The organism is Shewanella sp. NKUCC05_KAH, assembly GCF_019345585.1.
GTDB classification, from domain to species: domain Bacteria; phylum Pseudomonadota; class Gammaproteobacteria; order Enterobacterales; family Shewanellaceae; genus Shewanella; species Shewanella oncorhynchi.
In genome coordinates this window covers 103,046-117,898 of the sequence record NZ_JAHKQZ010000012.1, presented here as the reverse complement: position 1 = coordinate 117,898, position 14,853 = coordinate 103,046, and the positions used below count along the sequence as shown (strand labels likewise).

Below are 14,853 nucleotides of genomic sequence, written 5' to 3'. Positions count from 1 at the left end.
GCCATTATAGTGGTCGAGTTTTAAGATGCAAGTCTGCTGTTTAAATGTGCACATAGAATGAAAACTCTTCTACACTTTGAATACGTCGAAGGAGGATAGCCATGAGACGATTTTTTGCTACTTTTTGCTTATTTTTAGCTGTGTTACCTGTATCTGTTTCCGCCGCTCAGCCGATAGTGGTCAATGTCGCAACGTCAACTTGGGAGGGATTTGCCAATCGTGATAAAACGGGTTACTACTTCGAGTTACTTCAGCGGATTTTCCCTGAGCCAGAATGGCAACTCAATGTACAGTTTATGCCTTTTGCCCGCAGTTTATATCTTGTTGAGCACAATCGTACCGATATCACGCTCAGCGTTTACAAGGGGGATATTAAAAAGGGGCTATTAACAGAGAATATGGTTGAAGTGGACTCTATCGATGTGGCTGTTACTGCCGAGGTGGCGGCAGGCTGGACTGGTATTGAAAGCCTATCCCACAAGAAGGTTCAGGCCATGCTTGCCTACAGATACAATATGCTGACACCTGTGCCTATGTATTACGAAGAAAGTAGCGATATGTTGACTATGCTCAATAGCTTAAATGCTGGACGTATAGATGCCGTGCTAGATTACAAACCTAATTTACTTACGTTTGTTCCTAAATTAAAGGCGCCACAAAATTTTGTGATTATTCAAGGTGTACTCAAGGCCGAAACCTATTTTGTTTTCGCTAACACCGAGAAAGGCCAGATGTTGAAACAGCATTTTGACCTTGCACATAAGCGCTTAATCGATTCGGGTGAACAGGACAGGCTTTACCTTGAAACGATTGAAAAACGAAGGGCTGATGGCGCTGAATAGTCTTAATGTTTACTAGGCTTATTACATTTCGAATAAAATCGACATTATGGTTGCGAGTTTATTTTCAAGCTCTTGCCACTCAGCTTCGGGCTCAGAACCTGCAATAATTCCCGCCCCTGCAAATAGGTTAATCCGACCGGGTTCGATCAGCGCACTGCGGATCGCTACCGAAAACTCACTCTCATATTTATTGAAATAGCCGCAGGCACCGGCGTACCAACCGCGAATATAACCTTCACGTTGACGAATAAAGTTTAGCGCTGAATACCGCGGCAAGCCGCCAACTGCAGGAGTAGGATGCAGGGCTTGTAACAGTTGGAAATCATTCACGCCCGGTTTCAATTCGGCTCGAATTGCACGGTGTAAATGTTGAATATGGTTCAGCTTAAAAATAGTCGCTAATTCATCGGCGCCAACATAATTGCTCAGCGGCGTGAGCATATTCACTATGTGACTGCGAACAAGTTGGTTTTCAACGCTATTTTTGTTGTCTTCTAATAAAGCGTTCGCCAGCGCAATATCTTCTTCTTGATTGAGACCGCGTACCGTTGTACCAGCAAGTGCCTCGGTAAATAGCTCCTGCTGACGGCGGCGGAATAAACGCTCTGGTGAGCAAGAGATAAAAGTGCGATCTGGGCTAAATTGAAAGCCAAACTGGAAACTATTGGGATTACGGCCCTGCCAGCAAGCCAGCACCATCCAAGGATCGATAGGTTCGTTGACTTCAAGTTGTGTTAAGCGGGATAACACGACTTTTGGGGTATCTTGATTGAACTTAGGATCCACCACTTGCTCGACTAATGTCTTCCAACGTTCAAAATCAGGTTTGTCACTGCGCCCAAGTGGAACGATCTTTTTAGGTGGCGAGAGTGGCTTAGCAGGCATGACGGCTTCGATAGCGCCGATGGCCTTATCTATCTCGGTATGGTGATCATTATCAGCAAAATTAAGATTCACTAATAGGCTAAATTTGTTACCACTGCGTCTAAATTCAATGCGCGGCAGGATAAAGCGGCTATTACCGAACTCAGGCCAAGACTCTATAGTGCGATCGAAGGCAACACCGCCATAGTAGCGAATATTCTGATTCGTCGATAAGGCTCGCTGCTCTTGGTAGGCCATGGCCAGTTGCTGATCATTGATTCCGGTTTCAAATCTAAAGTCTTTGCACGCCCCTATCGCCGCGACTTCTTCGATTCTGTCGCGCCCATGCCAGTAGATCCTTGGGTATTGAGTCTGGGATGCCAGCCATGAAATTAAAGGCATAGCGACAGTGTTTAGTGACAACTGCACTATCGGTTCCGTCGGTGGAACTTGCTTTAATTGAATGAGTTTGTCGATGAGAGACTTAAGGTCTTCAGACAGGGCATGAACGGGCAAATAGAACTCCAAAGATAACGGATGAAGGCGAAAGCTGAAGGTCACTCTGTCAGCGTCAGTAAATTCGACTCAGGTTAATGTCCTCTTTTACAAGCCATTTACCTGTAGTGATTTTAGTCTGTAAATAAGAATCTTTCGCTCAAATTAAAGGCCACGGTCGAGTGTGTCAAGATGTAAGGCCCTATCGTGTGACTTTCGCCATAGTCTCATTTTACGCTGATAAAAAATGTGACTTGAGTGGGTCTTTTTGTCGGGCAAGTCACCCTCGGTGGACATTTTGTCTCTTAGTCGCTAAATGTACTTTCCCTTTGTCGTAATTAGTCGATCTAGGTTGGTTTTTAAACGTTTTTCGGTTGAGACAGAATAATCGCGGTCCACAATAGCTGGCACATCTTAAATTTTCTACGTGACAAGTTAGATGCCTATTAACGTATGACTCGGCGTGGGAATGAAAAGACGACTAGGGTGAAGCCTTGTCATAGGCTGTTCGTTAGATCTTTATAGGCAGATATAGCATGAAACTCTTAGATCTCGAAGGCGTTAGCTTCAACTATGGCAGCCAGTTACCGACGGTATTGCAGGAAGTTAACTTGGCTATTGGCACTGGCCAATGTCATTGCGTGAGCGGTCCTACGGGCTCAGGAAAATCGAGTCTGCTAAACCTACTGGCGGGCGTGTTAAATCGCCCGCATGAAGGTGACATCTGGCGTTATCCTCAATTGGTTACGGGTCTGGTAATGCAAGACCCACAAACTCAGCTACTAAGGCAAACTGTTGGTGCCGAGGTGGCTTTCGCCTTAGAAAACCTCGGTATTCCCGCCGAGCAAATACTACCTAAAGTACAATTAGCACTGCGGCGCGTGGGCTTGTATCTGCGCCTCGATACCCAAGTCAGCACGCTTTCCCTCGGTCAAAAATATCGCTTAATGATCGCCGCCCAACTAGTATCAGAGCCGCATTTACTGCTGCTCGATGAACCTTGGGCACAACTCGATGATCACGGTGTGAGTGAGCTGCTGGTCGTGCTTCGCAATCTTATCCAAGATGGTATGGCGCTAGTATTGGTTGAGCATAACGCTTCGGCATTCGCCGAGATTATTCAGCATTATTGGCAGTTAGAGGCTGGCAAGTTGTCCGAAGGCATCTATACCGTGAGCGATGCGCCGCAAATTGAAGCGCCTGCGTGGCGAAATCAGGCTAAGTTTGAGCATTTAGGTAAAGTCTTAGTCAGTGCCGAAGCCTTTGATTTTGGGTTCGATGCTTGTCCCACGTTATTTGCGTGTCCACAAGGATTCCAATTGCAGGCGGGGGAGATAGTGACCTTAGTGGGCGACAACGGCTCTGGTAAAACGAGTCTATTGAAAACCATAGCGGGTGTGCACAGTTTAAGGCAGCGTCTTCCCCTTAAAGTGCTAGGGCGAAGGCCTAAATTGGGGATTTATGGCGCGGAATTGGGACTGTTGATGCAAAGGCCGAGTCGACAATTATTCGAGTCTAACGTGCTAGCCGAAATGCAGTTTAGCCTTAGGCGCTTTGAACTCCCCAAAGAGCGAGCGGTGCAAATGTTGGACGAGTTGGATTTATTTAGCTTAGCCCATCTGTCGCCCCACAAATTATCTTACGGCCAACAGCACTTGATTGGCTTAGCGTCACTTGCCTGTCTACGCCCTAAGGTGCTGCTTTTGGACGATCCATTGGCAGGGATGGATAAGCATTACTACGGCAAAGTGTGGTACTTGCTAAAGCGGTTAAGCTCCCAAGGTTGCGCTATTTTGCTCAGCACTCACAGAAGCATTGAACACAGTGCTGTGTCACGGCAACTGAGTTTACGTAATGGTTTATTGGTGGAAGAGTCAACTGAAATGGCTGAGCGTTATGTGGGGTAGTTGTGAGCTTTTCGCGCGTGAGGGTCGCAGGTTTTGAATGCCTAGCCCTTAGGCATTTGTTGAAATAATGAGAGATTGAAATGGGTCTAATCGACACCTTAAGCTCTGATTTCATCGTATCTTGTTTAAGCCCCTTTATTTACCAAGAAAGTCTATGGTGATTTTCTAATCCTCGTCTTAGAATGCCCCTCACGTCTGTTCTATAATAATCAAAAATAACAACAGAACATTTGAGCGTAAGTCGCTTTAATGTCGTATGGTTAAGTTGATATTTTATTCAGGCACATCATCCTTGGGGTTGTAGATATGAGTGAGTCGGCAGAATCAGTTGAACTTATCAAATTACCAGTGTCACAGCTGACATTGGGTATGTTTGTCAGTGCCATAGACAAAAATGATAAAGGTCAACTTGCTATTGCAAATGCAGGACAAATTAAACACAAGGATGCGATTTTAAAGTTAGCTAAAAGTGGTATTAAATTTGTTTGGGTAGACGCTGATCGTTCGGCTGAACATTGTGGGTTAAAGAAAAAAATCACTAACGATAATCAAACTGACAATAAAAAAGCGCTCATTAGCCGCGATAAGCAACAAGCTCAAGCTAAAGTCATGCTTACCGAAGCGAAAGACCTCATTCGTAAAGTCTTATCTGAGACCTTCGAAGGTAAAGCCATCGAAGTTGCCCCCTTCGAAGCGTTGGCCGATACCATGATAGAGTCAGTGATGTTGGATGCTGATGCGCTTAAATGTATGTCTGCACTCCGTTCAAAAGATGCCTATCTACTTGAACATTCAGTGAATGTCGCCTTTCTACTGGTTACCTTTGGTAAATACTTAAAGCTAGATCGCGTCATGTTACGGGAAATGGCGGTCGGCGGGATTTTGCACGATATTGGCAAGATTAAAGTCGACAATAAAGTGCTGCATAAGCCGGGCAAACTGACGCCGGAAGAGTTCGAACATATGAAGCTGCATCAAGTGTATGCGCTTGAAATTATGAACGAAACTACTGGTCTGTCGCAGATCAGTAAAGATATCTGCTTAATGCACCACGAAAAATTAGATGGCAGAGGTTATCCAAGGGGTTTGAAGGGTGATGAAATCCCCCGCCATGGCCGTATGAGTTGTATCGTTGATATCTTCGATGCTTTGACAGCGACGCGATGTTATAAAGAGGCGATGAGCCCTGCCGCGGCCTTTAAAATTTTACTCAGTCTAACGCCATTCCATTTGGATCAAGAATTGGTCTATGAGTTTATTCGTTGTATTGGTGTTTACCCTGTGGGTTCCTTAGTTGAATTGTCGGATGGTCGTGTTGGTATTGTTTGGGCCTCGAAAGATAGGGATGCGCTACATCCAATCGTAAAGTGTTTTTATTCTTTAAAAGTAAAACGTTACACTGATGTCGCTATGGTGGATTTATTAAAATCTGAACTTTATATTGAACGCGGTGTGTCACCGAGTACATTAGATATCGATCCGACGCCTTTCTATTAATCTTCAAATCCTACCTTAAATGCCGGTCATCTGAGTCGATGGCTGGTGTGAATGATTGCAGAGCCTGCGCTAAAAACCGTAAACTGAAAGTATTTATCTGGTCGAGCAATGCTATGAACAGTGCTATGAAATCTCTATTTCCTATTTTTATCATTATCTTATCCTTGGCTTTGTTAATCCCTGGGGTGACTCAACCTATTTTGAGTATCAGCGGCAGTATCGATAAGGCCAAGCTGGCGGAACAAGGCATAGAGCAAGTTGCCCAAAGATTTGATGAGGACTCTGGGCGTGACAGTGCCCGCGGCATGTTAAGCATGGTCAGTGGGTTGCTTGGGTTTAATAGCCTTAAGGGCGAAGTCGAAGTGTTGCAGAAAACCCGCAGTATTTGGGGAACGGTAACCGAACTTTATCACTCTGGGAATGAGCTCGTCGCGGGATTAGTCATGTTATTCAGCGTGGTGGTGCCTGCCTTAAAGTTGAGTTTAATGCTGGCACAGCAATGTGTTAGCTCGATTGGCCTGAAGCTGAGGATTAATGCCGTCGTCAATGCACTCGCCAAGTGGTCGATGGCCGATGTGTTTGTGGTAGCGCTGATCATCACCTTTATGGCGGGGAACGCCTCAGGTGGCATGGGGGAAATGTTAAAAACACAGGCGCAATTTGAAAACGGTTTTTACTTCTTTACTGCTTACTGCATTTTATCGATTCTGAGTGGTTTTTTAGTGCGGCGTCCAACGCCAATTTTGTAGCTATTTTATAAGGCATCCCGACCTTAGCGATAAGGTCGGGATGCCGAGATTTAACCGCTCAGCGAGTTAGGACAGAGTACCATTTTGATAAATGGGCATAATCCAATAGCGACAGGGATTATGTTTGCAGACCAAAGCCAGCGCCGCGAGTAGCGCCGCTTGTTGTGCAGCGGGGTGCATGATTTCGAATTTGCAAAACTCCCGATAACCTTCCACTTGTTCCTTGATATTAAAATGGCTGTGTTCACGGCTAAAACCACAAATATTCCCTAGGCTAAAACCCGATAGAAACTCCAACTCTATCAAGGTATCGACTATGTCGTCCTTAATATCATTTTGGGCGATCAGTACTAACAGTTGTTCTGTGCTCATTTACGTTTCTCCAGCCAAAAATACAGAATTGGCAGTAAATACAGTGTGGTAATGGTTGAAGTGAGCAGGCCGCCAATCACCACAATCGCTAAAGGTTTTTGAATTTCAGCCCCAGGACCTGAGGCAAACACTAGCGGCATAAGACCAAACATGGCCGTTGTCGCCGTCATCAAAATGGGGCGTAAACGCCGCGCCGCACCTTGTTCTACCCGTTCGCGCAGATTACTGAACATGTGCTTGGTTTGTTCGTAATAGCTGACCATCACCACGCCATTGAGCACAGCAACCCCAAGTAGGGCGATAAAGCCAACCGAGGCGGGCACGGACAAATATTCCCCCGATAAATACAGGCTAACTATGCCGCCCATCATAGCGAAGGGAACGTTGGCGAGGATTAAGCCCGCTTTGGCAAGCGAGCCAAATGTCGTAAATAAAATCAGGGTGATCAGTGCGATAGCAATGGGGATCACTAGTAGTAAATTGCTGGTGGCCCGCTGTTGGTTTTCAAATTCGCCACCAAAACTCACGCTATAACCGCTCGGGAGTTTGATTTCCTGCGCAATTTTAGCGTTGAGCTCTTCTACAAAACTCACGATATCGCGACCTTGCACGTTGGTGGTTATCACTGAAAAGCGATTCCCTTGCTCACGCTCGATAAGGATGGGGCCTTGCTTATAGCTTAAGGTGGCGACATCACTTAGGCGTTTTAAGGAGTGATCTGGCATCACCAGTAACTGATTTTTAAGCTCATTGATGCTGCTTAAGTGGCTCTGATTGTTAGCAATCAGCACGGGGGTGCGCTTTTTACCTTGTAGCACTTCGGTCACGATTACGCCTTCGAGCTGGCTTTTCAGGTAGCGGGCAAACTCCATGGTGCTCATGCCAAAGCCACGGGCGAGCTCGTTATCTAAGGTGAGGTTGATAAAAGGGCTGCCTTCGATCATCGCCATTTTCACATCGACGCTGCCGCTGGTGGCATTAACCAGCTGTTGGATTTGGCTCGTGAGCTGACCTAAGGTGTCGATATCATTACCAAAGACCTTAATCGCCACGTCGCCAATGCTACCGGTGAGCATTTCGGACACGCGCATTTGTATCGGTTGAGTGAAGTTAAAATTAACGCCGGGATAGTCCAATAACACAGTGCGGATCGCATCGATAAGCGCTTCTTTATTTGCAAAGCGCCATTCGCTGCGGGGCAGAAGTTCTAAGAATACATCGGTTTCATTGAGCCCCATGGGATCTAAGCCGATTTCATCCGCGCCAGTACGCGCCACCATTTGTTTGATTTCAGGAACTTTAGCCAGCAAGGTTTGCTGAATTTGCTTGTCGATGGCAATCGAAGCTTCGAGTGAAATCGATGGGGATTTCTCCAGCTGCAGGATAATGTCGCCTTCATCTAAGGTTGGCATAAAGGTTTTTCCCACTAACCCGAACAGCCCTAGGCTGACGATAAGCAAGCTAAAGGCGATCACTATAAAGCGTTTTTGATGGCTAAACGTGCCCTTGAGACTGGCCAGATAAAGCTGTTTAAGCTTTTCAATCGCCTTAGGTTCCTTGGCGGCTTTTTCGTTGACGAGATAAGAAGCGATAACCGGAATGACAGTTAACGACAACACTAGCGCCGACAGCATGGCAAACACGATAGTGACCGCAACTGGGGTAAAGAGTTTGCCTTCGAGCCCGCTCAAGGTCAGCAAGGGCGAGAACACTATCATGACGATCACTGTGCCCGACACCACGGGAATGGCAACGTCTTTAGTCGCGCGAAAAATCAAATGCAGCCGCGGCAATCTCTGCTTAGTAGCGATGAGATTCACCATGTTTTCGACTACGACCACAGATGAATCCACTAACATGCCGATGGCGATAACTAGCCCGCCTAGGCTCATTAAGTTTGCAGAAAGATTAAAGTAATCCATCATCAAAAACGTCATCAACGCGGCAAGAGGCAGCGAGAGTGACACGACCAATGCGGCGCGCACGTTGCCTAAAAATAGCGCCAGCAAGATGATCACGAATACTACGGCTTCGAACAAGGCATTGGAGATGGTCTCAATCGCGGTATTGATCAGATTCGCGCGGTCGTAAAAGGTGTTGATCTGGCTGCCTTCTGGCAAGGTTAGGCTGATTTGATCGAGTTTCTCTTTAATGTTTTTGACTACTTGTGCGGTATTGGCGTCTTTCAGGGCGATGATCAAGGCTTCGGCAGTTTCGTTGCCATCTTTAGTGACTGCGCCATAGCGGGCTAAGTGGCCAATTTGAATATCGGCTAAATCCTGCAGTCGATACACTCTGGCATCATCGGCCTTGATCACCAATTGTTTGAGCTCGTCGATATCATCGATGCGACCTTCGGCGCGTACTATGATGGTATCTGTACCAATCGTGAGCTTGCCCGCACCTTCGTTGTGATTATTCTCCACTATCGCCTGTTGCAGCGCCGCAAAACTTACGCCTGCGGCCGCCATAGCCGCAGGTTTGGGGGTCACACTAAAGCTTTTGGCATAGCCACCGAGGATATTCACATCGGCGACACCTGCAACGGTGCGTAGTAGCGGACGGATTTCCCATTCGAGTAATTGACGCCTTTCCATCAGTGATAGATTGGGATTTTCGAGTGAAAACATAAAGATTTCGCTGAGTGGCGTACTCATAGGCGCTACGCCGCCCGTCACACCTTCAGGGAAACTGTCCCACACGGCGGCGATGCGTTCACTCACCTGCTGGCGCGCCCAATAGATATCTGTGCCTTCGTCAAAATCTAGGGTGATATCGCTGATGGCGTATTTAGTGGTTGAGCGCAGAATCGATTGATGGGGAATACCTAACAGTTCGGTTTCAATCGGCACGGTAATTTGCGCTTCGATTTCCTCCGGCGTCATGCCGGGCGCCTTGAGGATAATCTTCACTTGGGTGGGCGAAATATCGGGAAAGGCATCCAAGGGAATGGAAAACCAGGCTCGCGCTCCCGCTAACATGATGATCAGCGCCACAATCAGCACAAATAAGCGCTGCGTAAGCGAAAAGCGGATGACTGAGGTCAACATCTTATTCGCCTCCTAAGCCAAGCATTATGCCTTTGACTGCAGCAACTGACTGGGATAACACTTGGATTTGGCTGAGTTCTTGATCGCTTTCAACGATATATTGCTCTGGGGTTGAGCCAAGAATATTGATTGTAATCGAGGTGAGCGTGTCGGCGGTTTTAGTGAAGACTTGGCTGTCTTGCTCCCAACTAAAAACACTATTTTTAGGCAATAAATACACCGCCTTTTGATACTCGGGTATCACAGTGATCTGTTGTCCTAACAGTAAGTTACACTCCTGCGGTACGGGTGATGACCAAGCGGTCACAAACGCACCTTCGGCGATGGCCGACACGGACTCAATGGCGATATGACACTGATTGATATTCACCGCCGAGAGCGAATGTGACTGACTCATTGGCACACTGACCTTGACGCGAATGCTGTCGCTGGGCACCAGTGAGAATAGCTGTGAACCCGCCATATAAGGTCCATTCACTTGGTTGAGTTTAACGATCCCCGCCACTGGCGTGCCTACCACTAGGGAGTCTGTGGTGGCATCTGTGCTTTTGACTATCTCCATAAAATGCTGCATGTGCTCGTATTCGAGGTGAGTGCTGAAGTAGTCTTGGCTGATCTCTTGCCATTTTTCTGCGCTGATACTGCCATTGTTTAATAAGGGTTTATTGCGCTCATAACGGCTTTTGGCCAGTTGATATAAGCTGCTGGCGGCTTCGACTTGGGCGAGGTAGTGGAACACTTCTGACCCTGTCAGTTTGACAATCGCTTGGCCTTTAGTGACGAGCTGGCCTTGGCCGACGAGGAAGCTGATCTGCTGGATATTCTCCGGCGTGCTGATCCAATAATCGTTACCGGGGAGGATTTCAACCTGCGCGGGCAATGGGCTGCCCTCATAACTGGCGACTTTCTGTGGTTGTACGTAGCTCAGGTCTAAATTACCGAGGGAGCTTATCGTTAAGGATTCAGCCTGCACTAAAGTGGCAACACTGGCGGATAAACAGAAAAGGCATGCGCCGTACTTGGCCATCATAATGAAATTCCTAAGGCTTGCAGTTGTTGGGAGTGCAGTTGTTGCTGCGCGACTTGGTTCAGTGCTAAGCGGGATTCGGTATCGAGGGCATCCATATAGCGGCGTAGCCAGACTTCGTAGCTAACTTGATTTTGGTCTTTGACCTTGGCCAGCTCTTCAGTGATGGTGCGGCTAAGGTGTAAGGCTTGAGTTAGCAATGTCTGTTGGTCGAGTAAGTTTTGTTGCTGTTGTTCTAGCTTTTTAAGCTGAGTTTTCAGTTCGATATAGGTACGGTCGAGGTTGAGCGTGTGCTCGGTATTGGCTTGTTGCCATTGGGATAATTCGGTTTGTGATAGGGCAGAACCTAAGGTCAGTGGTACAGAAACGGCGATGCCAAGCTGTTGATCATCGACTTGATTATCGGCGGTATTTTTGGCCGTGAGTGAGACTGCCCAAGGATCGTTATTCCCCGCTTGCTGACTCTGGATGATCAACAGCTGTTGCTGTTTCTGCAGGCTCAATAATTGCCATAATGGATGTTGCGCGAGCATGTCATTGGATTGGTTGTTGGCAGAAAGTGGCCGCGCGGTTTCGGCTATGTTCTGCGGTATTTGCTCTTGTCCGGTGAGTTGTTGATAGAGGGCAAGCGCCTCAGCCTGTTGCTGGTTAAGGTCGACCCGCTCCAGTGCAATATCCACCAGTTCGCGCTCTAACAAGAGAATGTGGGCAATCGGCAGTTCGCCCGTATCTGTGAGTTGCTTTTGCTGACTATGAAGCTTGTCGAGTAATTGGCTCTTGCGATCTAATTGGGCCAGTTTCACTGCAGCAAGACGATGTTCCCACAGGCTTTGTCGCAATAATCCCGATAAATACAGGCCTTGCAGCGCGGCTTGTTGCACCTGAATGCCTTGGGTGAGTTGTTTAATTTGCTTATCGCTGCTGTGCAAAGCAGGGGATTTTATTGGCAAATTGAGTGAGAGTTCCTGCTCGTAGCTGTTACCATTATCTAGGCTACCTAAGTGACTCAAGCTAATGCTCGGCAGGCCATTGAGCCAAGATGAACTGCTTAAGCTTATTTGTGATTGCGGTAACTGGCCGCCCGATTGAGATAGAGAATGTAATCTTGCTTGGCTGGTGGTGAGTGCTTGAGATAGCTCGGAATGCGCGGCGTGGCACAGGAAACTGCTGCTGACTAAGGTCGCCAACAGACATAACTTGATACAAGACGTACTGACAGACATAGGACGATTCTATGGTAATAAAGTGTGCTGTCAGTGTAGGGATTGGTGGGCGAAAGTCGTGGGGGACATGTATCATAAAACCGTCTATGGTACATATGTCCCATAAATTAATGGGTTGATTTTGCTTTTATTTAGGAGTTTTTCGATGAAGGATCTTGTCATTATTGGTCTGTTGGCCTTGATCATATGCTTTAAGCTTTTTGACATCACTTCCGACATTCAATTGGGCATTCCCCAATGGCATATTGTGCAGGAAGCCATGTTATTAGTGCTCACTGTGATTGGTGCCATGTACTTAAGTTATGACCTTATTCGTCGCTCCCGCGAAGTGAAAGCGTTGGCTAAACGGTTGGAGCATGCGGATAAAAAAATCGACAATATGTCGACGCAAATGCGCTCTGCCAGACAAGAATATAGCCAAGCGGTGTCGCAGCAATTCGAGACTTGGGGCTTTACTAAGAGTGAGCAGCAAGTGGCATTTTTATTACTTAAGGGCTTAAGCTTTAAAGAAATTGCCGAAGTGCGCCAGACTAAAGAAAAAACCGTCAGACAACAGGCATCGACCATTTACAGTAAAGCGGCAGTCGATGGACGCCATACTTTTTGCGCTTGGTTTATGGAAGATTTTATTCAAGAACATAATCAAGATCTTGCTGCGAATGAAGCAGCATCAAGCCCTAAGGCGGCTTAATCAACGCAGGATTGGCTTAGCTGTTATAGCTATTTGTTATTGAAAATCGATATTTGCTGAGTTTTTAGTTCTAAACAATAATGAGCATCCCCTAAGTTTGCAGGAAGATGCAATTGAAAAACTGGTTGATTATCGTGTTTTGCCTGATTGCCTTGGTCGCTTCGACGCAAACCACAGGACTCGTGCGCTCACTTATCGAATTCTCCGCCTTTGTTGGTGTTCTCTACTGGGCTTGGCGAATGAAGCTGACGGCAGAGTAGATTGGTTTTGAGTTAAATCTTAGCTATTGAAAATAAAGAATATACACTAAAGACGTGATACCAATCGCTGCCCACAGCATCACCCCAAGCAACAAAGGTTTGGGGCCACTCGCCCGCATTTTCTGCACTGTAATTCCTGCACCAATCAAAAACAAACACAGGACTAATGCCCGTTTCGACACCATAAATAAGGTGTCATAAACAGCGTGGAATTGTGGCAACCAATGGGCCACGGCAATGGCTAAACAATAAAAACCGATAAAATACGGCAGGTTAAGCTTGCGCTTATCGCCACCAAACAACATAGCGCTGACCAATGCGATCGGGATAATCCACAGGGCGCGGGCGAGTTTTATAGTGGTTGCGGTTTTTAAGGCTTCATCGCCGTAGGCCGAAGCCGCGCCGACAACCGACGAAGTATCGTGGATGGCGATGGCACTCCACACGCCAAAATCGTATTGGCTCATATTGAGCAAGTGGCCGAGTGCAGGGAATAAAAATAGCGCGACTGAATTGAGCACAAATACGCAGGCTAACGCAGTGGCGGTTTGATCGTTACGCGCATTGATGGCCGGAGCGACTGCGGCAATGGCGCTGCCACCGCAAATAGCGGTACCAGAGGCGATTAAGTGGCCCGTGACATGATCAAATTTCAGGGCGCGGGTGAGCACAAACCCTAAGCTGAGGGTGAAAAAGATTGAGCCAACAATCAGGCCGAAGTTGTGGGTGCTCGCCTCGATCGCCGCGTTTAAGTTAATCCCAAACCCTAAGCCAATGATCGAATAAGACAGGAGTTTTTTGGTAAGTGCAGCGATATTCCATTGCACTGGCACCCAACCAAGGCTGGCTAAGGTAAAACCGAGCACTAGCGCCATAGGCGATGAGATAAAAGGCGCGAGGCATAACAAACCCGCACAGATGAAAACGATGCGATGAGTCTTATTATCTTGCTGTGATGTCGATGAAGAATTCATAACGCCTTAGGCTCGAGCGATTCGGTTTATCGTTCCAACCACAGATCTTCACATTAAGCGACGGATACAAAATGGCGGTCAATTGGATTGATCATGGAGACAGATGCAAGAGGGCATTATAACTGTGTGTATGAGCCTCAATAAAATCAATTAAACTTATCTAGTCAGTCAGTTTTATTGACTATCAGAGGATTGTGCAAAGCAGGAGGGTAAATTGAAGAAGATGAACTGAGCTCAGTTCATCTCCTTGGCGAAATTGTAAATGGCTAGATTATAAAGAGTGAAATTATAAATTTACGATACTTTTCAAGTTGTAATCGCTGCCATCCTTTGCGGTAAACAACTTATCTTGGGTGTCGTTGGCGCTGGACATTCCCGCATGTAATAGGCTGAGCCAATGGCGCGATGCGGCAGAACGTGACTCTGGTGTTCCGACTACCATGTTTAATGACGTTCCGATTTGGATATCTTCCAGATTGGCAACGTCTCTCGCACCTATCATGCCACTGCGGTCGAAACTGAGTTCAACGTGGCAACCTAGGTCCTGTAACACTATGGCGCAAGGCGCATCTTTAGTGCCGTTAAAGGCCACAAACTGTTTTGGCTGACGTAAACCACTGTGGCTGCCGTCGGCAAAAAAGGCCAACAGGTGTTGATAGTAAACCACATAGCTGCTCACATCTTGGTGTGAACCAGAGTTAAGTGGAAAGAGGCGGTCGAGGAATTGTTTCGCATTAGCGATCTTCTCGTGCTCGGCGACATTCACTTGGGCCACGGCTAGCACTTCTTCTGCGATGAGGCTGTTTAGATTCGGTTGGATCTGGTTGCTCTTGATAATTGACATATTCATCGCTTGTTCCTCTCACTCTTTCAATTTAAAAAAATTCAGGGTTTTGATTTAA

The 14,853-nt window shown here is 46.9% G+C and carries 13 protein-coding genes; 6 read left to right on the top strand and 7 right to left on the bottom strand.

Features of this window, described 5'->3' with window-relative positions:
- The first annotated feature begins 101 nt into the window (after positions 1-101).
- Positions 102-842, top strand: coding sequence for a transporter substrate-binding domain-containing protein (locus KO533_RS12460; protein ID WP_219254425.1), 741 nt, complete (start codon positions 102-104; stop codon positions 840-842).
- Between the two features lie 21 nt (positions 843-863).
- Here KO533_RS12460 and KO533_RS12455 read toward each other — a convergent pair whose 3' ends face one another.
- Positions 864-2,222 carry an isochorismate synthase gene (locus KO533_RS12455; RefSeq protein WP_219254423.1) on the bottom strand — a complete coding sequence of 453 codons (1,359 nt, stop codon included), beginning with the start codon at positions 2,220-2,222 and terminating at the stop codon, positions 864-866.
- 515 nt (positions 2,223-2,737) lie between these two features.
- Here KO533_RS12455 and KO533_RS12450 point away from each other — a divergent pair.
- The 3 genes from KO533_RS12450 to KO533_RS12440 all read left to right on the top strand — a co-directional run bounded on the left by KO533_RS12450 (position 2,738) and on the right by KO533_RS12440 (position 6,354).
- Complete coding sequence (locus KO533_RS12450) at positions 2,738-4,108, top strand: ABC transporter ATP-binding protein (protein ID WP_219254422.1); 1,371 nt, start codon at positions 2,738-2,740, stop codon at positions 4,106-4,108.
- Between the two features lie 306 nt (positions 4,109-4,414).
- Positions 4,415-5,605, top strand: coding sequence for an HD-GYP domain-containing protein (locus KO533_RS12445; protein ID WP_105250731.1), 1,191 nt, complete (start codon positions 4,415-4,417; stop codon positions 5,603-5,605).
- A 113-nt stretch (positions 5,606-5,718) separates the two neighbouring features.
- Entirely contained in the window at positions 5,719-6,354 is a 636-nt protein-coding gene (locus KO533_RS12440; protein WP_219254466.1) for a paraquat-inducible protein A, read from the top strand.
- 66 nt (positions 6,355-6,420) lie between these two features.
- Here KO533_RS12440 and KO533_RS12435 read toward each other — a convergent pair whose 3' ends face one another.
- The 4 genes from KO533_RS12435 to KO533_RS12420 are packed head-to-tail and all read right to left on the bottom strand — an operon-like array spanning position 6,421 to position 12,026.
- Positions 6,421-6,726: a DUF3240 family protein gene (locus tag KO533_RS12435; protein ID WP_006079422.1), complete on the bottom strand. Its 306-nt coding sequence runs from the start codon at positions 6,724-6,726 to the stop codon at positions 6,421-6,423.
- Entirely contained in the window at positions 6,723-9,776 is a 3,054-nt protein-coding gene (locus KO533_RS12430) for a CusA/CzcA family heavy metal efflux RND transporter (RefSeq protein ID WP_219254420.1), read from the bottom strand. Before KO533_RS12430 ends, KO533_RS12435 begins: the two co-directional genes overlap by 4 nt.
- Position 9,777: 1 nt before the next feature.
- The gene (locus KO533_RS12425) at positions 9,778-10,806 is read right to left on the bottom strand and encodes a membrane fusion-like protein (RefSeq protein ID WP_219254417.1); all 1,029 of its coding nucleotides are present in this window, start codon (positions 10,804-10,806) and stop codon (positions 9,778-9,780) included.
- Complete coding sequence (locus KO533_RS12420; protein WP_219254415.1) at positions 10,803-12,026, bottom strand: metal transporter; 1,224 nt, start codon at positions 12,024-12,026, stop codon at positions 10,803-10,805. Before KO533_RS12420 ends, KO533_RS12425 begins: the two co-directional genes overlap by 4 nt.
- 145 nt (positions 12,027-12,171) lie before the next feature.
- Here KO533_RS12420 and KO533_RS12415 point away from each other — a divergent pair, with 145 nt between their 5' ends.
- Both KO533_RS12415 and KO533_RS12410 read left to right on the top strand, forming a co-directional pair.
- Entirely contained in the window at positions 12,172-12,717 is a 546-nt protein-coding gene (locus tag KO533_RS12415; RefSeq protein ID WP_173497818.1) for a LuxR C-terminal-related transcriptional regulator, read from the top strand.
- 113 nt (positions 12,718-12,830) lie between these two features.
- Positions 12,831-12,977 carry a hypothetical protein gene (locus KO533_RS12410; RefSeq protein ID WP_173496095.1) on the top strand — a complete coding sequence of 49 codons (147 nt, stop codon included), beginning with the start codon at positions 12,831-12,833 and terminating at the stop codon, positions 12,975-12,977.
- Positions 12,978-13,000: 23 nt separating this feature from the next.
- On the opposite strand, the gene KO533_RS12405 is transcribed toward KO533_RS12410, so the two are convergent.
- Together KO533_RS12405 and KO533_RS12400 are read right to left on the bottom strand one after the other, a co-directional pair.
- On the bottom strand, positions 13,001-13,951 hold the full coding sequence (locus tag KO533_RS12405) for a putative sulfate exporter family transporter (protein ID WP_106648891.1): 951 nt from the start codon (positions 13,949-13,951) through the stop codon (positions 13,001-13,003).
- Between the two features lie 286 nt (positions 13,952-14,237).
- Positions 14,238-14,801, bottom strand: coding sequence for a malate synthase (locus tag KO533_RS12400; protein WP_011845404.1), 564 nt, complete (start codon positions 14,799-14,801; stop codon positions 14,238-14,240).
- Between the last annotated feature and the right edge of the window lie 52 nt (positions 14,802-14,853).